The organism is Mesorhizobium sp. EU05-FHT14A09 (assembly GCF_058790995.1).
Map to the genome: position 1 here is coordinate 82462 of NZ_JBYTDF010000012.1, position 25754 is coordinate 108215.

Sequence of the window (25754 nt, forward strand, 5' to 3'; positions counted from 1 at the left end):
TCCAGGCGTCTTCATAAGTGATCGCTTCTGTCCACTAGAAGACGGACGGCGGCAAGGAATGAGCGCATCCTCCAGTGGGTCGGTGGCAAACGGAAAAGGCGCCATTTCATGCAGCAGCCAGCCAGTGACCGCTTCTACCTTTATCCCATGAGTGGCGTTGCCGATCTGGATGCCCTGAAACTCCTCAGGGAAATCTACGACGACTACTGTCTTCAGCATGGTTTCCACTGCGGCAGCGGTGCTGCCGAGGACCTCGCAAAAAAAACGATGGAACTGTTCGGGCAAGGTGCGCTCGACGAGGCTGAGATCCGCGAAAACCTGGACACCTACTTTCGCCGAAAATTCGCAACCGGCGACTTGCTGCGTCAGCCGGCGCAAGACTGATGAGCCCGTTCATATCGGTGACGTTTCGTACGGCGCGCGACTACGAATTCCCAGTGTTGTGCCTGCACGATGTCACCAGGGCGCTGGCGATGGCCTGGCCGGACAAAAACCGCGCCAGCTATTGCCGTGCGGTTGTGCTCGTTGAACAGGCCGCGCAAGGCTGGTGTACGCACAAGACCGCCTATGACGCCTTCCTCCTCGCAGCCACTGAGCAGGGGCGCATCGTCAGGCATCGAAAGCTGTGTGACCGAGTGGCCAGGGAACTCGCCGCCATCGAGCCGGAAAATTTCCACTGCCTGCCAGTCCGGCATCCAGCGAAATTTCGCGCTGCGACAGTTCGAATGCCACGGTCCGACAAGTCGCGCTTCTAGATGGATGCCAAGGACCTCTGTCCAGCCGTACCCAGCTGTCCCGGCAGATATGGGCCTTTGGCGTCTAGCTGTGGCGGACGACATCGCGCCAGAAGTTGCAGGGCTCGTCGGCTCGCTCGCTAGCTCCCGGCGCCGATTGCGGCTATCGGGGTCGCAGCCATGCCCTACGACGCACGGCCTCCGCCAAAACGCCACGCCACTTGACGTCCGAAATCAGGATCACCACCTCATTTTCGTCGGTGCCATTCAGGACCGACGATGTCAGCAGCAAGGCTTCTGACGCCTTCGTATCTATGTTGCTTCAAGGAGGATGTAGCTATGAGAGCAAGCATGGACTTTTCCCCCTACTACAGGTCAAGCATCGGCTTCGACCGGATATTCGATCTCCTCGAAAAGGCCAGCTCCCCGCAAAACACTGATAACTGGCCGCCCTACGATATAGCCAAGATCGGCGATGACACCTATCGGATCGTCATCGCCGTGGCAGGCTTCAGAGAGGACGAACTGACGATCACGCACGAGCCGAACATGCTGGTGGTCAATGGCGCCAAGCCTGAAAACGGTGATGTGAACTACCTCCATCACGGTCTGGCGCTGAGGCCTTTCGCGCGTCGCTTTGAGCTCGCCGATCATGTCAGCGTCATCGGAGCGAGGCTCGAAAACGGTCTGTTGGAGATCGATCTCAGAAAGGAAATCCCCGAGGCCATGAAGCGGCGCCGGATCGCGATCGATAGCGGGCCCACAAAGAAGCCGGCAATACGCATCGAAGGCGAGGCTGCGGCCTGACCGACGGGTCTGCTCTGGACCCTGGCGACCACTGCTCTTCTGCCGACAGCAGCTGGGCAGTGGTATGAACCTGAAGCATCAATGCCGGGGCGCCTCCCAAGACGTGTTGGACGTTCGAACGTACCTAAGGAGGTAAGTATGGCCGTTCTACGTACTTCCAGTGCCGGGGTCGCCGATCCGAGCGATATGGATCTGCTCAAACGCATTTTCGACGAGCTCTGCCGCGAGCGTCGCCTTGGCCAGGGCAGTCCGGCAGCCGAGGAGTTAGCCAAGACGGCTATGGAGCTCTTCACACAGGGCGTTGTCGATGAGGAAGAGCTGATCGAGGAACTCAGGAACCATCTCGACCGACGATAGGCCTGGTGGCAGAGTCTGACGAGCGTTCCATCCACCGCAGGCAAAGCTATGGTCGGCAAACTGGCGGTTCGCCGACCGTCGATTTTCGAGGGAGCTGGCGCTCAGGTGCCGCCAAGGATCTCACACCCGTGCAGCAGCAGGCGGCCTGCGCCGCCCCTGCTCCTCGCGCTCAGGCGCTTGCTGCCAGCAGCGCGGGCTGCGCCGTCAGGTGCCCGACCCGTTGCAGCGCACCGTCCAGCGCGGACCGGCGAGACTCTTCACCAAGCTTGAGGCCCTCGGCGATGATGAATTCCGGCTCTCTTCCGCACAGGCCCATGAAGACGCCGCGAAGCAGGGATTCGCCATGTTCGAGGAAAGCGATGGGTGAGCCTTCGCTGTAGATACCACCCCGCGCAAGCGCGATGATGATGCGTTTGCCGTCGACGAGCCCGACCGGTCCGTTCTCGGTATATTTGAAAGTGCGGCCCGCCACGACGATATGGTCTATCCAGGCCTTCAGCTGACTGGCGACAGTGAAATTGTAGAAAGCAGCGCCGATCACAACGATGTCGGAGTCAAGGAACTGCTGCACCTCGGGGGCGGTATCAAGGGTGTTGAAGCCGGCAGTGTCGAGATGGGCGACTGGTTCGGCGACGAGGTCGCGATATGTGACTGCAATCAAAGGATGGACCTGCCGCAATTGTCCGACCACGGCGGCCGAGATCAGGCGACTGGCAGAGTTCTCGCCCTGGATACTGGAATCGAGGTGTAGAAGTTTCACGGGATATCTCCGGTTTGGAAAAATGCCCTGAACCAGCTATATGAATACTATTGCGCCGCCAAGGACGCCTATTTTTGGGACCAGGTCATATGAATGTGACTGCAAACACTTCAGTATCCGATTGCAGACGGCTGAGTACCTTTCTTGGTCTTATCGGCGAGAAGTGGACCGTCATGATCATTGCATTATTACTTGAACACCCCAGGCGATTTAATGAAATCAAGCGAACGACTGACGGCATCAGCCAGCAAATGCTGACACGGACCCTCAAGGCGCTCGAACGCGATGGAATGGTGACCCGGACTGTCTTCGCAACGGTTCCGCCGCAAGTCGAATATGCTCTGACCGAGCTCGGTCGCTCGCTGGCGGTTCCGGTGCGCGCATTGGGCGACTGGGCCAACGATCACTTCGACCGCATAGAGCACAGTCGCCTGAGCTATGACGAGCGAAATCCGACGGAATAGGCGCGCGTAAGCACTGACGAGCTGGTCAATATCCAGGCAAGCTCCGTCGCGAGGGAACGCCGCGCGACCGAAGCAGCGTTCCTGGCCGCAGCGGGGTCGTGTGGCGGCGTCACCTGTCTCGCCCCTCGCCAGCATGGCCCTCATGATCTGGCCTAGCTCCGAGAGCCCTTCCCGGGTCGATCTCTTCGCCAAGCGCAGCGATCAGCGACGATATGCGGCCGCGCACACGGGGCGGAAGCTGCATCAGCGCCTCGACCATACGCCGGCCCTCGGCACTGGCGATGAAATGGACGCGCTCATCGACTGGAAGCGACAAGGTTTTGTCGCCGGCTTCGTCGTTGCCCGGCAGTCCGGCAAAGAAACGGCTGACAGGCATGTTGAGCGCTCTGCCGATCTCGTAGAGCATGGAGGCGCTGACGCGGTTGCGCCCGCTTTCGTATTTCTGCAACTGCTGGAAACTGATGCCGATGGAGCGGGCGAGTTGGGCCTGCGAGACGTCGGAGTGGATGCGCACCAGCGCGATCTGCGCGCCGACATGCTCATCGGCCAAATGGGGCCGACCCCTGCCCTGCGCGCCGGCGGTCAAGCCTGGGTTTCCCGCTTTCGACAATGAGCGTCGCTGCTCCACACGTCACTCCATCCGAAACGTCAGTCAGCCGGTTCAAATTCCAGACGGCGGTAAATACACCTTATGAGGTTGAAATTCACCCTATCTGTGGCGGAGCCGACATGCCTGCCGATTGTGGCGGCATGGTCAGTCCACGACAGATTCGAGCCGCACGGGCTTTGCTTGGTTGGTCGCAGCAGGACCTTGCGGACGCCGCAATCGTTTCCGTGAACGCGTTGGCGCGGCTGGAGAAGGGCAAGGTCGATTCACGGGTCAGCACGCTCCAGTCCATCGAAAAAGCCCTGAAAAAAGCGGGCATAGAATTCCTGTCCGTGGACAAGAAGGGCGAAGGTGTCCGGCTGCTGGACCCGAAGGCGTGATCCGCCATCGGCCTGTCGCCTCTTATCACGCTGAATTGCCCCCTCCCGTCCGAAGCGCCGCCACGCTCCCATGCAGCGGCTCATTCAACCGGCCAATCCGGATGATATCCGCCAAGGCAGAACGGATCTGCGGCCACGGAAATTCTTCGTCATCCTCGCTGGGTTGCCCCTCGCCCAGCACCGCGTCCAGCTTGGCCGCGACACCAGCGAGCGATGCGGCCGGCGTTTGGGACAACCGCTTTAACAGTTCCGTCGCCTGTTCACCGGCCGTTTTCTCAGCGATCAGCGCTGCCGCGTAGTCACCTACGCCCCCTGCCCCGGCCCTATGATCCGCCTCAAGGCATTGCTGACGGCGACAGAGCCGGTCAACCTCATCCTGGGCCGCCCGCCATTTGCCCCACACGACGACTGTGGGATCTAGCGCAATCTCAGAATTGCCGGGCGAAAACGCTTTGGCCGCCCCTCCAGCGATTGCCTTGCTGCGGGTGACGGTAGACAAAGTCGTGGTATGGTCGGAATCAGCCATGATCCGAGCTCCAGACAGCTTAGACGTGGTTAGGTCGCGCCGGGTGTTACGAGCACTCAGCGCGACCGCATCATGGATCAGTATGTCACTTTTTGTGACTTTATCAAGAAGAAATGTCATGAAAAAGGACATAACCCCAGAGCAGATACGCGCAGCAAGAGCGTTGCTTGACTGGTCTCGCGAGAACCTAGCGAACGCTTCCGGCGTCACTGTTCGTACGCTCGCCAGAATAGAAAGCGCTCAGACCGTTCCGCGAGACTCTACGCTTGAAGCGTTGGCGCAGGCGCTGGAGCGCGCTGGCGTTGAGTTCATACCTGCGAATGGCAGCGGGCCGGGCGTTAGGTTATCTCGTAGAAAGTAACGTCGTTACCACAACTACAGCGACAATCAAAAAAGCAGCGCATAAAGCGTAGAAGCCCCGACATCACTAGCCACAATTCAGTTGGCGGGGCTTCGAAGCAAATTCGCGTCCGCGAGATCGGTTCAACAAGGCGGTCTAAGGAGCGTCAGTATGCGACGGCGAAGCCGGGACGCGGGACTGTCCGCCTCCGACGAGCGGCCAATCTCGCTTTCAAACAGGAGATTTCGTCGGCTCACTTGAAGGGCAGTGACTTGGCTATCCCCCAAGGATCTGAGTCGGCGTCATGCCATATTTGCTCTTGAGGGTATGGGTCAGGTGGCTCTGGCTGGAGAAGCCGCTGAGAAGGGCCACCTCACCGATCGTCAGTTGACCTTCGAGCAGCAGGCGCTCGGCAAAGTCGAGCCGCATCCGCAGCACATACTGATGCGGCTGCACACCGAATGTCTTGGTAAAGGTCTGGATGAAATAGCGCGGCGACAGGCCGCAAACCGCGGCAAGCTCCTTCACCGCCAGCTTGCAGGTGAAGTTCTCGGCCAGGAATTCCTGGATGCGCCTGGTGTTCTGCGGCGACAGCGTGCCGCGAGGCGACCGCAGCGGCGCGGCGCCTGAGTAATTGCGCAGCAGGTGGATGCCGAAGAGCGTGATGATGGAATCGACATAGAGTTCGTTCGCCGCCGGCAGCAGCAGTTCCGCACGCAGCAGCTTGGCAAGCCTGAGCGCCCAGGGGTCTGCCGCCGTGGCCATCGTCGGGCGCAGCTCGAACGCCTTGCCGTCATATTCGCGCGCCGCCAGATCGGTCATGGTGGCCGGTGTGACGATGACGGCGACGCTCTCCTTGCGCGACGGCCAGATCGTCGTCGGCTCGGCTCCCGCCGGAACGATGCCCAGCGCTCCGGCCGGCACGTCGAATTCCTGCAGGACGTCGCTGCTGACGGAGGCCTGGACCTTCCTCGCCGGGGTGAAGAAGACCGTGGCGTAGTGGCTTTCGGCGAGGAACGACAGCGACGATCCCGGCCGCACCGCATAGGTGGCACCGCCGCTCGTCGTGGCAACGCGGCTGCGATCCTTGTCGGGGATGAAATCGAGGATTTCGCCCGGGCGGCTGCCATCGGTCATGGCCGTGACGACACGTCCGCGGTGGCCGAAAGCCCAGGCGTTCGAGCCAATATCTCGTGGGCCGGAGCAAACTGTTCCAGGCCAGGGAAGCATTGTCGGGGAGCGATCAAGACCAACTCCATCCGCATTTTGGGTGCAATGTCGGTTCTGCGTTACTTCTCGGCATCTAGCGTCAGTTCGACGAGGCGTCGATAGGCCAGCGGGAACCCTTTGAATGAAACATCCGTCTTGACCTGCTGTCCCGAATTCGCGGTCATCAGCACGCTTGCCGCTTCCACGGTCTCCAGCTTCTTGATCACAGCTTCCGAAACGTCGATCTCGGCCACGCAGCCGGCCGGCAGGCAGGTGCGGTAGGCGCCCTGCAGGATCTGCTCGTCGCCGACCTGCACGCGAAAACCGTCGGACAACAGCAGGCCGAACGGCAGCACCAGCGTCGCCCTGGTGCCGGCGCCGGTGACGCCGAACGCAAAGGTCAGCACACGCTGGCGGGTTTCCTGCTGCAGCAGGTCCTGGCTCGCCTGGCAAAGGCGCTGCGACACTTCGCCGGCCTGCGTCCTCACGCATTGCACGGTCCAGGCGTCATAGGTTTCGGACAAGGTCGTCGGCCCCTCGGCCTTGACCTCGCCCGCGGCCAGCGCCGGCGCGGTCGCCAGCCCAACGAGCGCGAGGAACAAAAGCCCCGCTGGCCCAAGGTTCTGCATCATGATGGTACGTGTCCTGTCTGGAGAAGGGCGGCGTTCAATGGGATCACCAGTTCATCCGGAAGCCGACGGTGCCGCCGACTGTCCTGCTGTCGCCCAGGGATTTCAGGCTCGAGCCCAGCCGCGCTTCGCCGTAGAGCGAATATTTGTCGCCGTCCCAGCCGAGCGAACCGCCGACGCCGATGCTGCCGAAGATGCGGTCACCGCGCGCCGTGAACGACACGCCGGAAACGTCGACCTTCGATGCACCGGAAAACTCGTGGTAGAGGTTCGCGATGCCGTAGAGACGGGCCTGACCGACATCCCCGCTCGATTGATGCCACTCGAAATCATAGTTGGTGGCCACACCGACACGGCCCATCAGGCTACGGCTGCCGTCCAGCGAAACATGAGCTCCGAACACATCGGTGAAATCGCTGAAATGCACCGAGGAATAGGCCAGTTGCGCCTGCGGCGTCAGCGACCAGCCGGCACCGAGATCGAAACGCTGGCCGGCCTCGATGCTCAGATTGTATCCGGTCGCATTGTTGCCATTGGCCAGTTCGCGTCTTGCCGTGACCGAACTCAGGTCGCTGTCGTACCAGGTCACCTGCGCCAGGGCGTCGGCGTAGAAGCCGTTATCGCCGTACCATGTCAGCGTTGCGCCGAGGCCATAACCTTCGGCCTTGATGCCGCCATAGCCATAGGGCGAGCGGACACCGGACGACAATGTGCCATAAGAAGCAAAGACACCGCCGACGAAACGTCCCGCCGCGGTTTCGCGGAGGACGCCTTCGACCCCGGTCTGGAACTTCCACACATCGGCATCATAGGTAGACTGGCTGGTCGAGGCGCCGGAGTCGATCTTGCTGTGCGCGGCCTCGATGCGCGCCCAGACACCGTCGTCGGGCTTCGCCTGACGTTCCGCGCCTGCGCGCGGGCTCCAGACCCGGCTGCCGACGCGCTGTTGCAAGGTAGCTGCCTTGTTGAACTGCTGCAGCGCACCGGCATAGCTTTCATAGACCGGCACGCCGGGTTGATAGAGCGGTTGCCGCGGCTCTTCCGGCTTCTGCGGATCGAGCAGGGCCGAGCGCAGATACCAGTCGCCGTCGTTCGGCATGGCAACGCCGCCTTTGTAGAGCCGATAGCCATAGGCGCCGCCGACCACGACCTGCTGGCCATCGAAGGCGTAGTCGCCGTCGAGCGCGAAGGTGCCAGTCGAAGCACCGCCGACATCGACGATCTTGATGCCTTCGACCGTTTGCGCACCGAGGCCGCCGCGATTGGTCACGGTGATGCGCGTGTCGCCCGCCGTGGCCCCCGTAATCGCCAGACGGCTGGTTTGCGCGCCGTCGCCGCCCAGCACCGTCGCGATTTCGAGGCGGCCGGAATTTCCGGTATAGTCGCCCTGGATCGTCAGCGTGCCGAGATCACCTGGCGCGATCGTGCCGGCATTGTTCACCGGACCAACCCGGCCGGTGCCTTCGACCCGCGCGTTCTTGTCGACGATCCAGTTGCCGCCAGCCGTGCCGGTGACGACAAGCGTCCCGGCGCCCACCGTGCCGATACCGCTATAGCCGGCGTTGTCGGCGGTGAGCGTCAGCACGCCCGCGCCGGCCTTGGTGAAGGCGCCACTGCCGGACAGCACGCCGTTGAGCGTGAGACTGGTGCCGGCATCGGTGGAGACTGTGCCGGCCCCGGCGAAGTCGACGGCGCGATTGCTGGTTATGTTGCTGGTCGTGCGCAGGGTGCCGCCGCTGAACGAGACGCGCCCGCTGCTGTCGCCCAATGCGCTGTCTGCCGCCACTTGCACCGTACCGCCCAGCAGCGAAGTGCCGCCGCCATAGCTGTTGGCGCCGGCGAGCACGAGCGTGCCGGCATCGCTTTTCACCAGTTGCGATGAACCGGTCAGCGCTGACGCGATGGTGGCCGTCATGCCTGTCCCGGCGGCGGTGCCGTCGCCGACGCGGATCACCGCCTGCGCACCGGTCAGGGCAAGGTCGCCCCCCTCGATGCGATAGCCGTCGACCGCGAATTGCATACCCGTCGCCGCCACCTGGCCGAGGCTGTTGTCGACCGAGACTATTCCCGCCGCACCGGTAAAGATCGCATAGGAGCCGTTGGTGTAAGGCGCGTTGATGTCACCGCCGGCATCGGTCCAGTTGTCGTTGCCGAGGCTGTTCTGCCACTTGCCATTGCCACCGGTGATGCTGTGATCGAATTTCGGCCCGGCTTCGCCGTCCCAATAGTTGAGCGTCAGCCCGGCATGGTTGACGAGGTTGACCTGCCCGGCGACCGAGGTCTGCAGGAACAGCTTGCTGTCGGCCGGCATCACGCCGAGCGCCAGCCCGTTGTTGGTGAGCGCGCCGGCATAGTTGATGACGCGGTAGATGCCCGCGCCGAACACACCGCCCGGCGAGACCGACACGTCGAGCGTGCCGGCCAGCGTCAGGTTGCCGCCGACCTCGATGAGATCGTTGAATGCGCCTCCGGCGATATTGGCCTCACCGAACTGCATGTTCAGTTTCGACCCGCCGGCGAGCGACAGATGGCCCTTGATGGTGAGCGTGCTCGCCGCTCCGGCCATGCTGCCGGGTTCCAGGACCGCACCGTCGGCGAGTGACACGTCGCCACCGATGATGCCCGCACCGCCCAGCGTGGCGCCGCCGGCAACCGTGGTGGCGCCTGTCGCCGCAGACTGGTCACCATTGACGAACAGCCTGCCGGCGCCGACGACGGTCGAGCCGAGATAGCCATTGTTGCCGGTAAGCACCGTGGTACCGCTGCCCGCCTGGATAAACCCGCCGCTGCCGGTGATCCGGCCGCCGAGGGTGAGCGCGTTCGAACGGTCGGCGACGAGCTGCCCGTTGTTGACGACGTCGCCGGCGAGAGCGCCGGTGGTGCCACCATTGCCGAGCTGCAGCGTGCCTTGCGCAATGGTCGTGCCGCCGGCATGCGCCGCATCGCGCAACAATACCAGCGAGCCCGCGCCGTCCTTGCTAAGCATGCCCGCGCCGACAACCGCTCCACCCAGTGTCAGCGTGGTACCGGCGTCGGTGCGCAGTGTGCCCGCGCCGGTGAAAGTCAGATCGCGGCTGGTGGTGAAGCTGGTCGTGGTCTGCAGCGCGCCGCCATTGAAGGTGAGGCTGCCCGACGCCGCGCCGAGATTGGTGTCGGCAGCCACCTGCAGCACGCCGCCATTGATCGCGGTGCCGCCGGCATAGCCGTTGCTGCCAGTCAGGATCAGCGTGCCCATGTCGGACTTGACCAGTTGGGACGCGCCGTTGAGGGCGGAGCGGATCGTTGCCGTCGTCCCCGCTCCTGCCGTGGTGCCATCGCCGACGCGGATCACCGAAGCCGGTGCGCCGACAAGATTGATGGCGTCGCCGTCGACGACATAACCATCCGTCATGAATTGCATGCCGGACGCATTGACCGCGCCCTTGCTGATATCGACCGTGACGTTGCCAGCCGCGCCCATGAACACCGCGAAAGCCGCGTCCTCGAATGGCGCGTTGGCCGCACCGTCTTCCGTCCAGTTGTCGTTGCCGATGCCCGGCGCGGTTCCGAAGGCCTGCCAGCTGCCGTTGCCGCCCTCGACCGCTCCGTTGTTCTTCGGCCCGGCATCGCCGTCCCAATAGCGCAGCGCCATGCCGGCGGTGTTGACCAGATTGACCTGGTGGTTGATCGAGGTCTGCACATAGAAATCGGGCGAAGGCATCGCACCGGTGGTCAGCCCGTTGTTGGTCAGCGAACCGGCATAGTTGATGACGCGGTAGATGCCCGGATCGAAGCTGCCGCCGCCGGAGGTGGTGACGTTGAGCGTACCGGCCAGCACGAGGTCGCCGCCGACATCGATGAGGTCGTTGAGTGGACCGCCCGGGACATTGGCCTGGCCGAGGCTGAAGTTGAGCGTCGCGCCGCCATTCAGCGTCAGGTTGCCGGCGATGCCCAGCGTCCCCGGCGCGATGCCGAGATCGCCCGGATTGATCGTGCCACCATTGGCGATGACGACATCGCCGCCGATGCTACCCTTGCCGCCGAGCGTGGCGCCGGACTTGACCGTGACAAGACCGGTCGCCGCCGCCTGGATGCCGTTGACGTAGAGGCTGCCGGCATTGACGGTGGTGGCGCCTGTATAGCTGTTGGCCCCGATCAGCACGGTCGCACCGGCACCGTTGTGTTCGAGCGCGCCTGCACCGGAGACCGCGGCGCCGAACATATAGCCGCTGTCGTCATGATTGAAGTTGATGCGGTTGCCGACCGCGCCGAAAGTGACCGCCGCCGCCTCCAGGAAACCGGCATGAGCTGCCGCGCCACCGGCGACACCACCGATGTTGAGAACGGCATCGCCAGGCCCCATCGCCAGCGTACCGCCGCCGACCTTGACCGTGCCGCCATCCGCGATGGTGATGGCACCCCTGGCGCTGTTGGCGGCGGAGTTGGTGATCCCGAGGGCGCCACTCGTCTCGAAGCGCGAACCCGCGCCGGTAACGATCAGGTCGGCAGTCGGATTGTTGATGCCCGCGCCCGTGAAGCCGATCACCGACGACCCTGCGGTAACAAGACCACCATCGGCAACGGTGATGCTGCCCCTGCGCGCGTTGAGGGCATTCGCGACATCCCATCGCGAGCCGGTTCCCGAGACCGTCACCGTGCCTGTGGCAGCGGTTGGGAGCTGACCACCGACAAGCGCGCTGGCGCCAGATGAAGTCATGCGGCCGCCGTCGAGGATCGTGACTGTCGCCCTGCCACCCAGTCCGAAAGTGGCAATTCCGGTCTGCGCCACTTGGGAGCCCGTACCGATGACGCTCAGCACGCCGGTGCTAGCGGTACCGTTGCCCACGTTCAGGTTGGCGAATGAGGCGAAGCCACCATCGCGCACCGTCAAGGTGCCCGAGCCGGCACCGCCGACAACGGACGCGGCGGAACCCGCGAAGAGGCGCGAGCCCGTGCCATCGACGACCACCTGACCGCCGCCACCGATGTTAAGACTTGCCGTCGCGTTGATCTGGCCGCCGGAACGCAGCTCCAGCGTGCCCGCATTGACCGCTGTCGCGCCAGCATAGCTGCTGACACCCGTCATCGTCAGCGTGCCGGCACCATTCTTGGTGAGCGTGCCGTTGCCCGAGATGGAACCGGCATAAAGCAGGGCGTCCGAACGGTCGAACACCAGCACGCCGTTGTTGACGATGTTGCCCGAGATGCTACCGCTGGTGCCGCCGCCGCCGACCTGCAGCATGCCTGCCGCGATGGTGGTGCCGCCGCCATGCGAGGCGGCGCCGGTCAAGACAAACGTGCCGGCACCGCTCTTGGTCAGCGCGCCACCGCCGGTGATCGGACCGGACAGCGTCAGGGTCGTACCGGTGTCGGTGAGCAGCGTTCCGGCGCCGGACAGCGTCACGGCCCTGCTGGTGGCGAAGGTGGCGGTGGTGTTCAGCGCGCCACCGTTGAAGCCGAGTCCACCGGCCGCCGCGCCGAGATTGTTGTCGGCAGCAACGCGCAACGTACCACCATCGACCGAGGTGCCGCCGGTATAGGTGTTGGCGCCGGTGAGCACGAGCGTGCCTGCATCCGTCTTCACCAGTTGCGTGTTCCCCGACAAGGTCGTCGCGACGGTCGCGGTCATCCCGACGCCTGCGACAGTGCCTTCACCGACACGGATCGTCGATTGCGGACCGACCAGCGCCAGCGCGCCGCCGTTGACCAGATAACCATTGGCCGCGAACTGCATGCCCGAAGCGGTGACCGCGCCCAGGCTGTTGTCGACCGTCACTGTACCCGCTGTACCAGCAAAGATCGCGAAGGTGCCGTCAGCATAGGCAGCATTCACATTGCCGGTCGTCTCCGTCCAGTTGTCGTTACCGGCATTGCTTTGCCAGGTACCGGAGCCGCCATTGACGACGCCGTTGAATTTCGGCCCGAGATCGCCGTCCCAGAAGCTGAAATTGTTGCCGCCGGCGAGCAGATTGATCTGCCCGGCGACCGATGTCTGGATGACCCCGGTGCCCGACGGCAGGGTGCCGACATTCAGCCCATTGTCCGTCAGGCCGCCGCTATAGGAGATGATGCGATAGACGCCGGGGCCGAAGGCGCCGCCGGGCGTCTCCGCCACGTTGAGCGTGCCGTCGAGAATCAGGTTGCCCTTGACGTCGATGAGGTCGTTGAAAGCGCCTCCGGCAGTCCCCGCCTGGCCGAACTGCATGGAGAGCTTCGACGTCGCGTCGAGCGCGAGGTTGCCGTTGATCGTGAGTGTGCCAGCGCCGTTGCTGCCTGGGGCCAGTGTGCCGCCGGCAACGAAGACATCGCCGCCGACGATGCCGGTGCCGCCCAGAACGGCCGCGGAATTGACGTTGGTCGCTCCTGTCGCGGCGGTCTGGTTGCCGTTGACGATCAGCGTGCCGGCATTGATGGTGGTCGCGCCCTTGTAGCTGTTGGCTCCGGTCAGGATGGTGGTGCCCGACCCGATCTGGTCGATGCCGCCGGCGCCCGAGATCATGCCGGCATAGCTGTAGCTGTCGGAGCGGTTGAAAGCGAAGGAGCCGCCGGCAACAATGATGTCGCTGGCGACCGAGCCGGTAGTGCCGCCATTGCCGAGTACCAGCCGGCCGGCATTGACGACCGTGTTACCGGTGAATGTGTTGTTGCCGGTCAAAACCCAGGTGCCGGCGTCATTCTTGGCCAGGATGGTCTTGCCGGTGCCAGCATCGCCGATCGAGCCGGCAAGCGTGTTGTTGCCGGTATTGCTGCCGCCGAGCGCGATCGTGCGGGCCTGGTTGGCGTCGGCCAGGGTGACCGGGCCGGTATCGGTGAAGACCACCGCACCGGTGCCGGAAGACTCGATGAAGGTCACGCCGGACGAAAGCGTGAACAGGCGATTGGTGCTGTCGCCGGCGCCGGTGTAGCGCAGCGTCGAGCCATTGCCGATGATCAGGTTGGATGCTGCCGCCGAGGATGCACCGAGGCTGCTCGCCAGCCCGCCATCGGCCAGCTTGTCCACGCCGAGCACGCCGCCGCTGATGGTGGTGACGCCGGTATAGGTACTGGCCGGATTGGTCAGGATCCAGGTACCGGTTCCCGTCTTGGTCAGCGCGGTTGCGCCGGTGCCGTTGTTGGTCAGCTGCGCGCCGAGCCTGTTGTCGGCCGTGCTGGTGCCGGTCAGCGTCAGGGTCTGCGCGGTGTTGGCGGCGGCGAAGGTCACTGGCGCGGTGCTGGTGAAATTGATCGCGCCGGTGCCCGAGGCATCGAGCGTGTTGCCGGCACTGGCGCCAAGCGTGAAGCGGCGATCGGTGCTGCCGCCTGTGCCGGCATAACGCAGCGTGCCGCCATTGATTACCAGATTGCTGGCATCGGCGCTGGAAAGCCCGATCGAGCTGGTGACGCCACCATTGCCGAGACAATCCACCATCAGCACGCCGCCATTGATGGTGGTGCTGCCGGTGTAGCTGCTGGTGCAGCTGCGCAGCTTCTGGGTTCCGGTGCCGTTCTTGACCAGGCGGCCGGCGCCGTTGATGGCGCCGGCGAAATAGGAGGTGGCCGAATTGTTGCCGGCCGCGATCGTCAGCGTGGCGCCGCCGAGGAGGACGTTGCCGCCGAGCACACCGCCGAGTTCCAGATAGCCCACGCTGGTGTCGTAGCCGGCGAGATCGAGCGTCGCGCCGGCGGTATTGTCCAAAATCATAGGCCCGGTGCCGCCGAAGGCGCGGCTCGAATTGGCGCGCAAGGTGCCGGTGCGCACATAGGTAGCGCCGGTATAGGTGTTAACGCCGGACAGCACCAATGTGCCGGCACCGGTCTTTATCAGGCCGCCGCCACCGACGACCTGGCCGGTGAATGTGAGTGTCGTCGCGGCATTCGCGACATTGAGGGTGCCGCTGCTGGACTGCAGCGTGAAACCCCGATCGGTGGTGACACTGCCGCCGCCGTAGGCGAGCGTGCCGTCGGCGAAGATCAGGTTGGCCGATGCAGCGCTGGAGGCGCCGATGCCGCTGGCGATGCCGCCATTGGCAAGGCAATCGACGGAGAGCGCGCCGCCGCCGCCAATGGTGGTCTTGCCGGTATAGTCGTTGGCGCATCCGCTGAGGGTCTGGGTCCAGCTACCGGTGCGGGTGAAGCCGCCGGTGCCGGTTATCCGGCCCGAGAAACCGTTGGCGGAACCGGCACTCGATATCAGCGTGTTGCCGCCAAGGTCGACCGTGCCGGCGCCGAGCAGCCCGGACACGGTGGTATCGTAGCCGCCGAGCTCGAGCCTGGCACCACTGTTGACGGTCATGAAGGCCGTGGTGCCAAAGGCCTGCGCCGAGCCCGCGCGCAACGTCCCGCCATTGACGATGGTGTCGCCGGAATAGGTGTTGGGACCGGAGAGCAGGAGCGTGCCGTCGCCCTCCTTGGTCAGGGAGCCCGCACCGACGGCGGCGCCGCTGACGGTCAGCGTGGTGCTGGCCAGGGCGACATCCATGCGGCCGCCGCCGGCGCCGAGCGTGAAGCCGCGGTCGATGGCGACGGTGCCGCCGGTATATTGCAGCCGACCGCCCTGGCTGAGCACAAGGCTGGCGGAATCGCTGGATGCCGCGCCGATGCCGCTGGCAATCCCACCATTGGCCAGCGTGTTCACCGAGATGGTGCTGGCCTGGCTGCCGCTGCTGCCGGTGATGGTGGTGACGCCGACATAGTCGTTCGCCGCATTGGCGAGGACCAGCGTGCCGAGGCCGGTCTTGGTCAGGCCGGCATCGTCCGGGCTCGTCACTTTGCCGGAAAAGCCGATGACCCGGCCCGCATTGACATCAATGACCGGCGCACCGGCGCCGCCATTGACCAGGGTGAAGCCGCGATCGGTAGCCGTATCCGTGCCGCCGACATAGGCCAGCGTGCCGCTTTCGAGGACAAGATTGCCAGGATCCGCCGGGGCGCTGCCGATGCTCGAAGCGTTGCCCGCACTGGCCAGGCTGGTGATTTGCAGTGTGCCGCCGCTCAGCGTGGTGACGCCAGTATAGGTGTTGGCGCCGCCCAGCCTCGCCGTGCCGGCGCCGGCCTTGGTGAAACCGGTTGCGCCACCATTGTCGACGATCGTGGCGTCGATGGCGAATGTGCCGCCGGCATTGTGCAGCAGGCCAAGGACACCGCCACCGGCGCTGCCGGTGATGGCGCCGCCGGTCAGCGTCCGGTCGAACGCGCCCGCTGTCGCAGCGACAATGATGGCGCCATCGATGCCGAGCGTCTGGCCCGCAGCGATCGTGACCGTCGACGCCCCAACCTGCGTGTAGCGCAGGCCGCCGAGTTGAACGCTGCCGCTCACGGTGTTGTAGAAGCTACCGGCATGACCGTCGTCATCGGTCACATATTGTCCCGCAGCCCACAGGCTGGCGTCGTCCTGCCCGGTATAGTCGGCGGCGGTGAAGGCCATAATGTTGCCGCCGACGACCTTGGCGTAGTCGGAGCCGTTGACCGTGGCCCAGCCGCCGAGCACCGTATTGGACGTGGTGAAGTTGCCGCTGGTGGGTAGTGCGAAATCGATCAGACCGCCGGTGCGGTTGATTGCGCCGAGATTGACGGTGACGCTGCCTGCCCCACTGGCCTGCGCGCCTATCCTGTTGTTGCCGGCGGTGACGTTGAGGCCGTTGAACGTCTGGATATTCGCCCGGCCCGCATCGCCGAACAGCGTCAGCGTGCCGCCGGCCAGGTTCAGCGTCGACGCGCTTGAGATGATGCCGGCGAGCGGAGCACCGGGACCGGTGAAGTCGAGCACCAGCCCGCCGCCATTGACCGTGGTTGCACCGCTGTAGGTGCTCGCGCCGGAAAGCGTCAGCGTGCTGGTGCCTTGCTTGAGAAGCCCGCCGGTACCGGCGATGCTGCCGCCATAAATCGTGCTGGCGGTCCCCTTCACGGTCAGTTGCGCTGTGCCCAGGGCAACGCTGCCGCCGCTGCCGGCAAGCGATGTGAAGCTCGTGTCGAAACCGTTGAGGTCGAGCGTGCCGCCATTGACCGTCGCGGCGTTCGGGGTCGTGCCGAAGGCTTGCGCGCTGCCGGCGACAAGCGTGCCGCTCTCGACGGTCACGGTGCCCGCATAGGCATTGGCGCCATTCAGCCGCCAGGTGCCTGCACCTGCGGAAACCAGATTGCCATTTCCGGACAGGACGCCGGACAGGATGTTGGTGCCGGCAAAATTGCCGCTCAGTGTCAGCATATCGGCAGCGCCGCCGGAGACGAAGCCGAAGCTCCCGCTCAACGTCAGCGCCCCGGTGCCGTCATTGGCAAGGACGGCATTGCCGTCCAGCGCAAAATTGCGATTGCTGCTGTCGCCTGCACCCGTGTAGGCCAGTGTTCCACTGCCGATGCTGACGCCGCCGTTCGTGCCCGTTCCAAGCGCACTGGCGGTGCCGGTGTTCTTCAGCGAATTGGCTTTCACCGTCACGCCCTGCACCGTTGCGGTTCCGCCAAAGGTGTTGGTTCCGGTGACGGTGATGCTGCGGTTCGTACCGCCACCGTTGAAGATGGCACCGACGCCGGCATTGCTGCTGGCGATGGTGCCGAGCAGTTCCAGATCAGCCGACACGGCGCTGAAGACGATGCTGCGGGGCCCGATGCTGGAATTGGTGTGGTTGTTGTAGATGTCGCCGGTGAGCGTCAGGGTGCCGGTGCCCTGGTTGGCGATGGTGGAGGTCTCGTAGAACCAGGATCCCAGGCGCCAGTTGCGGTTCGAAGCAGCGGCGCCGCCGGTATAGGTGGCACGCGCCGACGCGGAACTCCCCACGCCGAGGGAAATCAGGCCGCTGGCGGCGTCGGTCGGCGCACCGAGCGCGCTTGCCGTGTTGAGACTGGCAATGGAGGTGAAGACAAGGGTGCCGCCACCGGACAATGAGGTGGGGCCCTGGTAATCGTTGGCGTTGTTGGTCAGCGAAACGCTGCCGCCGGCTGCGATGCCGCCGGCTCCGGTGAACCGCGCTGAGCCGACGCCGGCACCGCTGATCGTGCTTTGCCCGCTGCCAAGCAGCGTCACCACGCGATTGCTGCCCAGCGCTGCGGAGCTGTTCAGCCCCGCGCCACCGGCAAGCATCACACCGTTGCCTGCCGCGCCCAGTGCGGCGTCGCCATTGACGGCAAGGGTGCCGCCGAGGACGTTGATGGTGCCGCCGAAGCTGTTGATGCCGTTCAGTAGAACCGTCCCTGCCCCAGCCTTGGTCAAGCCGTTGCTGCCTGCCAGGACGGAATTGATGGTGGCCGCGACGCCTGTATTGGTCGTGATCGTCGGCGTCACGCCACCAAGCGTCAGCGTGTTGCCACTGAGCACATAGCCGGTGGTCTCGAAGGTGAGATTGTGGACCGCAATCGGAACACCCAGCGTGACCGTTCCGGCCGTTCCGCCGAAGAAAGCATTGTCCAATCCCGCATTGTTCCAGGCCGAATAGGGGCCGCTGACACCGTCGCCGCTTGGGCTCCAGAACGGAGAGGTCAGGTTCCACGCACCGGTACCACCCCGGTTCACCGCCGTTCCATTGGCGTCCCAATAACGATCCGCGGCAGCGGCGGAACCGACCGCCAGCCCAGCGGCGAACGACAGGGACAGAACACAGGCCGAGAAGCTCGGGGCGTAGCTGGCGACCTCGCCCTTCCATTTGGTCATGCGCCCGCCGCGCAGGATGCGCGCACGTATCGCAGCAGAACTGGCATCGACCGGCGCTGAACGCCGCGATCCGACTAAGCCGAGCATGACGCCCCCTCGCAAAGCGCAATCGCCCGAGGAGGAGATGCCATTTCATCCTGAGGTGTCCTGCCGGAGCAATTTTGCTCCTGCAGCGCATCGACACCTCACCGCACCCAGCCGCAGTCGATTCGTATTTTAGAATGTGTGCATGCTTTTGGGACGTGCGTCTTTCAGGATAGTCCGGCGAATATCAGAAAACTCCGGCCAAGCCGACTTTATGCCGGTATGAGCGCCCTTATGCTTAGCACCAGGTTAGCGATGAGCGCCTCTGTGTTGCGGGGACTTTCGCAACCGGCCACTCGAATGACAGGACTGGGCCACACGATTTGGAATGCATGGCCCTCGGATCAATTCGAAGGTCTTTTTGGGCGGCAACAGACAGCCCGGTCTCGAGCCAGCAGCCGGCCGAAAACTCGTCTATTCCAGAGACCGCGTCCACCCCGCCGACAGCAACAGCTGCCGTTCCCCTCTCGACCCCATTCTCGCCGAACCATGCTGGTCAAAGGTGAGATAGCCACCCACCTCATTCGGCCCCTGTACCGTCGTCGCGTTTACGCACCGCAGAATGTCTGAAGGACGCGCTCTTCGTCCGCTGGTGGCTGCGCATATTCCTCCATCTCCGGCTGCTCGTCGAACAGGCGCAACCCTCTACAGAGTAGTTGGCTTCAACTCGGTTTCTGCTGCCAAGAAATGGATGTCTCAAAGGGGGCCGACAGCGGACTGTCGGCTTTCGGTCAGACATCCGCCGAATCGGCCGCGGACGCGTTGGCACTTCGAACGGCTGAGCCTAGGTCATCAGCCGTGAGGCATTGTGCGCGAGACGACCACGAGCGGCTCTCCGCCTGATCTCAGTCGCGAGCACCGATCCAGTGCTGAGGGACGAGTCCTTGGCCTCGCCATCGCGCGACGACGGCATCAGCGAACCAGCCGTCTCGGAGATCCGCGTGATCGGTCACGATTACCTGGAAGTTCGGCGCCAGTTCGACCGCCACGTCAAACATCAGCTTGAAAAGCTTGAACACCGCCTCGCGGTCGGCGTCTGGCAACCCGGAAACGTCGCCATCGCGATCTTGTTCAGGGGGATAATGAGCCTGCGAAGGCTGGTCAAAGAAAATGAATCCGGGAACCGGGCGATGCTTTCGCCGAAACCAGCGATGAAGCGCGAGATGGGCAAGGACATGATAGCCCACCCAGTTCTCGCCGCTTCCCATACGAAACAATGGAACCGGTCCATCGAGCGTGTCGGCGACGACTGCGAGCTGCTTGATGTCGAGCCTTAGGCGACTGCCGCTATGCTCGAGGTCCAGTTTCTCTGAATCTCGCGTCATGTAGTCCCCGATCAGATTGAGGATCGAGGTCAGTCTCTGTTCGGTGCTTTCGGGATCGACTAGCTTCTCCAATGCATCGACACGCTTGCGCGCGGCATCGAGCTCTTCGGTCGATGCGGCCGCCGCAGGCGGTGGTGGTAGCGTCTCGAGGAAATAGGCAATACGCCCCATCGTCCGGGCAAGTCGTAGCTGGCTGTCGCGCTCGGATCTGAAGGCGTCGTCTTGCTTAGCGAGTGTATCGATCTGCTCCTGGTTACGCTTGAGTGCATCCTCGATCCCATTCTGCTGCTCGACCAGATCCCCTTGCGCTTCCTGCAGGCGCGGAACTTCGCGACGGACTTGGTTCAGCTGCTCTTCGATCCCGCTCAGGGTCCTGTGCATCTCCGCCGCCGACGGGACATGGACGTCGGGTGACCCGCACAGTGCACAGGCGGCAACGTCGCCCTTCGTGACGAGGCCAAGGCTTGCCAGTCTTGCTCTTTGCTCACCGGCTTCCTGAGCAAAGCCATCGGCAACATCCTCAACCTGTCGGATCTGGCGCAGTCGCTCCTTCAGCGCGGCGAGTTCGCGCCGCAACCTGATGCGCTCGCGGCGAAGAACAGCAATCGGTTCCGTTGAATCCGGCGGCACCGGCACCTCTCGAACAACGGGGTTAATAGCGCGTAGGCCGCCCAGCGCGACGGCCTGCGCGGGCGGCTTGCCAGGAGGGAACAAACCGACCGACTGCGCCTCGCGAAACATGTCCTCGGTGCGTGCCGCCGAAAGGCTGGCAAGCTGCTCGCGCTCGCCAGCCAGCTTGAGCAATTTCTTCAGCTCCTTGCGCTCAAGATCGAGCTGGACTTTGCGCCGCAATAGATCCTCGTCGATCGCCCCGAGAAAATAGGGCAGTACATCTTTGATCGTCTGCGGCAGGAACGGCTCGCTTTGGCGGTGGAACAAGATCTTGCGGCTATCGATTTCGTCTTGGTCCTGGATGCAGAACATCAGAGCGTGGCGAATATTTGCCGCAATGGGGTTGCGCGTCTGACCTTCAGGCACCGTGGTTACATTCTCGGAGATGCCGACGGAAGATGTGAGGATCGCTTCGATGTCGGAGACGCTGATATTGGAGTTCCAATCGGCGCGCTGGGGCATTTTCAGATCAGCACCGACAGCGTAGTAGACGTCGGGATCTCGCGTCTTCGGTGGCTTGGGGTTGCGCCGTGCGAGGAATATCCGGCTGTCGCCCCGGTCGAGCAGGATGCCGTACCACGCGACATGCTGGCGGATCACACCGTCCGAGACGTGGCATTGTTCCCGGCCAAAGCAATACTCGATAATGTCGATCAGGGACGACTTGCCAGTCTTGGAGGCCCCGGTGATGATGCTCAGTCCTGATGCGTTAAGCTTGACCGAGTTCACTTCACCGTTGTGCCCGTACACGCCGATTTCCAGAATCCGAAGGCTCACGGGGCAACTCCAAGCATAGATAGGATGGTGGACTGACGATCATCTTTCGGAATCCAGCGCCCCACGAAGCGCGCAGCCTGGTAGCAATCTTTGACGTCGATAGTGTCGGTATCGAGCCGCGGTGGATCGGGTTTGAAGCGCCGCGTCCCCGGCCGGAGACCGTCTCCGGTAATAGTCAGCCAGTCCTGTGCGCAGCCGAGCTGAATTGCCTCGCGGGTCGTATCGACCAGTTCCCGGCAGCGATCGGCGAACTCGGCGCTGAACTCGGGATGCGCGGTCACCCAGCTCGTCATGCGGGTCTTGAGCGTTGGCAGTCCGCGGCGAACGCGCGCATTGAGGACTATCGGCAGAACGAGGAAGGCGTGGGCGAGTGGAAGTGCCCGGCCTGTGTTGCCCTCCTGATAGCCCCGGCTCGCGGCGCGCAGGAGCAAGGCGCAGAAGACCGGATTGAAGAGAGTCTGATCCTCGACGGACCGATCATTCCATGCAGGGCTCATCGTCATCCCCTGACGCAGCCGGGTTCAAGCGCTCGATATAATGCGGGTGCCACCCGATAACGTGATCGTCCGACAGCATGTGATAAGATCCTTGCGAAACATACGCTTCGGCCACTTCGCGGATCGGGACGGCGTTGACGGTAGTCGTCGAGAAAACATCCATGCCGATATCAGCCAGCTCGGCCTCCGACATGTCCTTGCGAAGGCGCCCCTCGGCGACGCCTCTGCGTCGTTGCCAATGCTCGGTTAGCTTGCGCCCATAATCGGTGAGCTCGTTCTGACGAAGCAGGCCATCCCGCGTCCAGCGGGAACGCTGCTCACGCGCCCGAAAATAATCGACGATGGCGATTTTCTGGCCAGTCGGGCCAAGGCCGATGAGCTTAAGCTGTTCGACGAATGGGCGCTGCTCCAGCAACCCGATCGTTTCGCCCGACGGATCCGTCGCGCCATAGTCGATTGGTAGCTGATCCGGCCCGAACTCGTCGCGCAGATCATCGATCTTGGAATCGATTAGCGACACTGGGATCAGCTTTCCGCCTGGGGTCGACAGGGCATCAATCGCGATCGCGAACCACCAGCCCTCAAGCCGTTCGCGAAACGCAGTGATGTGTTCGGGTCGACAGGCGCGCTTCAGCGCCGCGGCCAGCTCATCCTTCACGTCAACGATCGTAGGCGAAGCGTCGAGTATCTCGACCATCCCAATAATCTGCTCGCGCATCTCGAGCGTCTGTTCGAGGAAAAGCTTGGTCGCCCAAGCAACCTTTTTGCTTTTCGACTCGGTAGCGGAAATTGCGAGCTTCCCCGCGGCCTTGGAAACGTCTCGGCCCTTGGGGGCCGGCCGGAGCAGCGAGACTGCGGTATCCGCGCCAAGCGTCGATGTCGTCACAAAGGTAAGCTTTATCTTGCCAAGCTCGGCCGGATGATCGTTCAGCCGCTTAGTCCAGATACCAATCGTGTTCCAGAACTGTACCGCCCGGTCGCTCATCGGCTTGGGCTGGAGGCTGTGTTTCGACTGCAAAAGCTCCTTAGGCGAGCCGTTGTTGGAGAAGGCGATGTCGTCGAAACATTCGATCGAAACCTCAAGTCCTGGCGTTACGTCCTGACGCTGTAAGGCGGCCAGGAGTGCGTACCGGCACTGGAAAAGATAACCGCTCGCTGGATCGGCTGCTGAATGATCTGCCACAGGACCCCTTGGCATCTAGCTACGAAGAATGATGTGTCACAGGAAGTAGACGTCGGTATAGTTTAGCTTATTGCATCGAATGGGCGACAGAAATTAGCGGAGCCGCCGATCTGTTCCACCGCTTATTTGGCTCATTCTGGACTGAACCCAACCTCTTTTGCGACCACCTTATCTCTCACGACGCGTGAGCGTTGCTAGTGGTGAGCGGTTATCCAACCTCTCAAACCAACTATGGACTTTTAACTGTCGTTTGCTATCATTTGATCTCATATCGTGAGGTTGCTGGATGGTTTCGGACGATTGGATGTCACTGGAAGAGACGGCCACGTACCTCGGAATGGGGAAGACTGCGCTCTACGCGATGGCCCGTGAACAGCGAATTCCCGCGCAAAAAATCGGCAAGAAGTGGATTTTCGAGAAATCCAGCTTGGATAAATTTGTCCGCACTAGCAGGCCGGTCGACACATTCTTCTTGGACCTCGACTTCAAAATCGAGGACAATCCCAATCTTCGCGACCCACAGCGCGACGGTTACTTACGCACAGCCGATTTTTTTCGAGCCGGCAAGAACAAGGCGATCCTCCAAATCCCGGTCGGCTGCGGAAAGACCGGCTTAGCGTCGCTACTCCCCTTCGGCTTGGCGGAGGGCAGAGTAATCGTCATCGCCCCGAACCTGACCATCAAGGACGGCCTCTACGAGGCGATGGACATCACAAACCGACAGAAGTGCTTCTGGCGAAAGGCCGCTGTCCTCTCGCCTGAGGAGATGATGGCGGGCCCGCTTGCCTGCACCCTGGACAGCGGCAACCTTTCGGTCGCGTCAAAATCCCACCTTGTGATTACCAACGTCCACCAGTTGGCCACCAACGTCGATAAATGGCTTACGCAGTTCCCCGATGACTTCTTCGACATGATTATCGTTGATGAGGCACACCACAGCGCCGCCGCGAGTTGGCAGAAAGTCATCGACCGGTTCCCCAATGCCAAAGTCATCCTGTTGACCGCGACGCCGTTTCGCAGCGACCGCCAGGAGTTGGATGGAGAGCTGGTGTTCCGCTATCCGTTCAGGAACGCAACGCTCAAAGGATACATCAAGCGGCTGAAGGCCAGCTACGTGGCGCCATCCACGATTGAGCTCGGGTTTTCGGATGCCCGCGGCAAGACCTACACCCTTGAAGAGGTGGTTAAACTCAAGGAAGAAGAGTGGTTCAGCCGGGGCGTCGCTTTGGCGCGACTGTGCAACCAACACATCGTCGACAGCAGCCTTCAGAAGCTAGGTGAGCTTCGTCAGAGCGGGACTCAACATCAGCTCATCGCTGTGGCCTGTTCGATCAACCACGCCCGCGAAATCCGGTCGCTCTATCAAGAACGCGGCTTCAACGCCGACGTGATCCACAATAAGCAGAGTGACGAAGAACAGCGGGCCATCATTGCGAACCTGCGCAACGGATCACTGGACTGCATTATCCAGGTCCAAATGCTAGGTGAGGGATTCGACCATCCAAAGCTGAGCGTCGCGGCCATTTTCCGGCCTTTCCGGTCGCTTGCGCCTTACATCCAGTTCGTCGGCCGCATCATGCGCGTCGTGGTGCAGAACGATCCTGGTCACCCCGACAACGTCGGCCACATCGTTACCCATCTCGGCATGAATCTCGACCAGCGACTAAAGGAGTTCAAGCAGTTCGAGAATGACGACCAGGCATTCTGGGACAAGGTCATCGGCGGCGACGAGCCCGAGGTCCCCCAGTCTGTCCTTGATGGCACGGCGAGACTGCGAGCCGGTGACCAGATCGTGGTCCACAACGAGATTGTGGAAAGCCTATGGGAGGAGGATTTCACCTCTGTCGAAGACTCGCAGATCGTCGACGACATTCGTGAGCGTCTGAAGCTTCTAGGCCTCGATTCAAGCAAAGCCGAGGAGATGGTCCGGATTGCTCAGCAGCCCTCAATCCGCAAGGGCGTGGCCGCTGAGCCCTTTGCCGTCCAGCCTCAGCGCGAATGGGAGGAAGGGCGCCGTCGCCTGCAGGAACAGGCGAAGCGGCTGGCAAACATCCTTCTCAACCATGTAGCACTGACGCAGGCTGGGACCGAGATGGTCTACAAGTACAGGTCGCTCCGCCTAACGGGTAAGAACAACTACGTTTGCGCCTTGATGATGGTGAACAAGGAGATCGAGAAGCGACTGGGTAAAGATCGTCAATCAGCGACGACTGAAGAATTTCGTTCCGTCCTTGATGATCTGGACGATTTGCTTCGAACGTTGGTGCGGCGCGTCCGAAAGGCGAAGGCGGACTATGACAAAAGCCAGTCCTAGGGGCCCCACCCCATCGCTTATCGGCGGAACGAACGGACGCCCTAAGCGGGTGCCCGTCACCAGACTTTCGAAATGCTATCGGTGCGGCGATGATCTGCTCGCCGGAACCCGGTGCATCGAAATTCCAAAGCTGGGGACAGCCTACTCTACAAGCAGGCGATGTTGCGACGCCTGCTTCGCGTTAATCCTAACCAAGACTGAGGCCGACCTGGGCGAGCTCAAAGTGTTGTAAGCACAAAAGTGCCCCCCCGAAAGGCCTTCCCTAAGTCCGCCTCGGATCGTCTATTCGTTCTGCTGGTCAAGTTGGGTGACGCATAGGGCGCTCGGTCGGTCAGAAGCGGACTGGAGGAAAAGCCCCAACTCGGCTATAGACCGTGGCCTGAACAAACGGCAGCTTTCAGGATTGACTGGACGAATCCGGAATGACCGTAAGGAGGGCGCATAGCTGCCATTCAGCGGCACCGTACCGCAACATGTTACGATCCATGCG

At 62.8% G+C, this 25754-nt stretch carries 17 protein-coding genes; 8 read left to right on the plus strand and 9 right to left on the minus strand.

Going from position 1 to position 25754, the window contains the following annotated elements:
- Positions 1 to 108 precede the first annotated feature (108 nt).
- The 4 genes from AC3WTO_RS27965 (at position 109) to AC3WTO_RS27980 (ending at position 1898) form a co-directional block, all read left to right on the plus strand.
- Positions 109 to 384: a hypothetical protein gene (locus AC3WTO_RS27965; protein WP_492464222.1), complete on the plus strand. Its 276-nt coding sequence runs from the start codon at positions 109 to 111 to the stop codon at positions 382 to 384.
- Positions 384 to 755: a DUF982 domain-containing protein gene (locus tag AC3WTO_RS27970; RefSeq protein WP_492464221.1), complete on the plus strand. Its 372-nt coding sequence runs from the start codon at positions 384 to 386 to the stop codon at positions 753 to 755. Before AC3WTO_RS27965 ends, AC3WTO_RS27970 begins: the two co-directional genes overlap by 1 nt.
- 318 nt (positions 756 to 1073) lie before the next feature.
- Positions 1074 to 1541: an Hsp20 family protein gene (locus AC3WTO_RS27975; protein ID WP_492464306.1), complete on the plus strand. Its 468-nt coding sequence runs from the start codon at positions 1074 to 1076 to the stop codon at positions 1539 to 1541.
- A gap of 138 nt (positions 1542 to 1679) precedes the next feature.
- Positions 1680 to 1898: a hypothetical protein gene (locus tag AC3WTO_RS27980; RefSeq protein WP_492464220.1), complete on the plus strand. Its 219-nt coding sequence runs from the start codon at positions 1680 to 1682 to the stop codon at positions 1896 to 1898.
- Positions 1899 to 2067: 169 nt separating this feature from the next.
- Here the strand turns inward: AC3WTO_RS27980 and AC3WTO_RS27985 are convergent, their stop codons facing one another.
- Positions 2068 to 2658, minus strand: a complete 591-nt coding sequence (locus AC3WTO_RS27985) for an FMN-dependent NADH-azoreductase (RefSeq protein ID WP_492464219.1) — start codon at positions 2656 to 2658, stop codon at positions 2068 to 2070.
- 89 nt (positions 2659 to 2747) lie between these two features.
- On the opposite strand from AC3WTO_RS27985, the gene AC3WTO_RS27990 reads away from it, so the two are divergent.
- Positions 2748 to 3122: a winged helix-turn-helix transcriptional regulator gene (locus AC3WTO_RS27990; protein ID WP_492464218.1), complete on the plus strand. Its 375-nt coding sequence runs from the start codon at positions 2748 to 2750 to the stop codon at positions 3120 to 3122.
- Positions 3123 to 3231: 109 nt separating this feature from the next.
- On the opposite strand, the gene AC3WTO_RS27995 is transcribed toward AC3WTO_RS27990, so the two are convergent.
- Positions 3232 to 3708 (minus strand): helix-turn-helix domain-containing protein, encoded by a 477-nt coding sequence (locus AC3WTO_RS27995; protein WP_492464217.1) that lies wholly within the window; start codon positions 3706 to 3708, stop codon positions 3232 to 3234.
- 23 nt (positions 3709 to 3731) lie between these two features.
- Between AC3WTO_RS27995 and AC3WTO_RS28000 the strand changes: the two genes are divergently transcribed.
- Entirely contained in the window at positions 3732 to 4109 is a 378-nt protein-coding gene (locus AC3WTO_RS28000; RefSeq protein ID WP_492464216.1) for a helix-turn-helix domain-containing protein, read from the plus strand.
- 25 nt (positions 4110 to 4134) lie between these two features.
- On the opposite strand, the gene AC3WTO_RS28005 is transcribed toward AC3WTO_RS28000, so the two are convergent.
- The gene (locus tag AC3WTO_RS28005) at positions 4135 to 4635 is read right to left on the minus strand and encodes a hypothetical protein (RefSeq protein ID WP_492464215.1); all 501 of its coding nucleotides are present in this window, start codon (positions 4633 to 4635) and stop codon (positions 4135 to 4137) included.
- 118 nt (positions 4636 to 4753) lie between these two features.
- Between AC3WTO_RS28005 and AC3WTO_RS28010 the strand changes: the two genes are divergently transcribed.
- Positions 4754 to 4996, plus strand: a complete 243-nt coding sequence (locus AC3WTO_RS28010) for a helix-turn-helix domain-containing protein (RefSeq protein ID WP_492558457.1) — start codon at positions 4754 to 4756, stop codon at positions 4994 to 4996.
- 255 nt (positions 4997 to 5251) lie between these two features.
- Here AC3WTO_RS28010 and AC3WTO_RS28015 read toward each other — a convergent pair whose 3' ends face one another.
- From AC3WTO_RS28015 to AC3WTO_RS28040, 6 genes are all read right to left on the minus strand, one after another.
- Entirely contained in the window at positions 5252 to 6112 is an 861-nt protein-coding gene (locus AC3WTO_RS28015) for a helix-turn-helix transcriptional regulator (protein ID WP_492464213.1), read from the minus strand.
- Positions 6113 to 6264: 152 nt separating this feature from the next.
- Positions 6265 to 6816 (minus strand): invasion associated locus B family protein, encoded by a 552-nt coding sequence (locus AC3WTO_RS28020; protein ID WP_492464212.1) that lies wholly within the window; start codon positions 6814 to 6816, stop codon positions 6265 to 6267.
- A gap of 43 nt (positions 6817 to 6859) precedes the next feature.
- Positions 6860 to 18499 carry an autotransporter-associated beta strand repeat-containing protein gene (locus AC3WTO_RS28025; protein ID WP_492464211.1) on the minus strand — a complete coding sequence of 3880 codons (11640 nt, stop codon included), beginning with the start codon at positions 18497 to 18499 and terminating at the stop codon, positions 6860 to 6862.
- 842 nt (positions 18500 to 19341) lie between these two features.
- The gene (locus tag AC3WTO_RS28030; RefSeq protein ID WP_492464210.1) at positions 19342 to 21270 is read right to left on the minus strand and encodes a DUF3732 domain-containing protein; all 1929 of its coding nucleotides are present in this window, start codon (positions 21268 to 21270) and stop codon (positions 19342 to 19344) included.
- Entirely contained in the window at positions 21267 to 21767 is a 501-nt protein-coding gene (locus AC3WTO_RS28035; RefSeq protein WP_492464209.1) for a three component ABC system middle component, read from the minus strand. Before AC3WTO_RS28035 ends, AC3WTO_RS28030 begins: the two co-directional genes overlap by 4 nt.
- Complete coding sequence (locus tag AC3WTO_RS28040; RefSeq protein ID WP_492464208.1) at positions 21748 to 22950, minus strand: ABC-three component system protein; 1203 nt, start codon at positions 22948 to 22950, stop codon at positions 21748 to 21750. Before AC3WTO_RS28040 ends, AC3WTO_RS28035 begins: the two co-directional genes overlap by 20 nt.
- Positions 22951 to 23254: 304 nt before the next feature.
- Between AC3WTO_RS28040 and AC3WTO_RS28045 the strand changes: the two genes are divergently transcribed.
- Complete coding sequence (locus AC3WTO_RS28045; RefSeq protein WP_492464207.1) at positions 23255 to 25264, plus strand: DEAD/DEAH box helicase; 2010 nt, start codon at positions 23255 to 23257, stop codon at positions 25262 to 25264.
- Positions 25265 to 25754 lie beyond the last annotated feature (490 nt).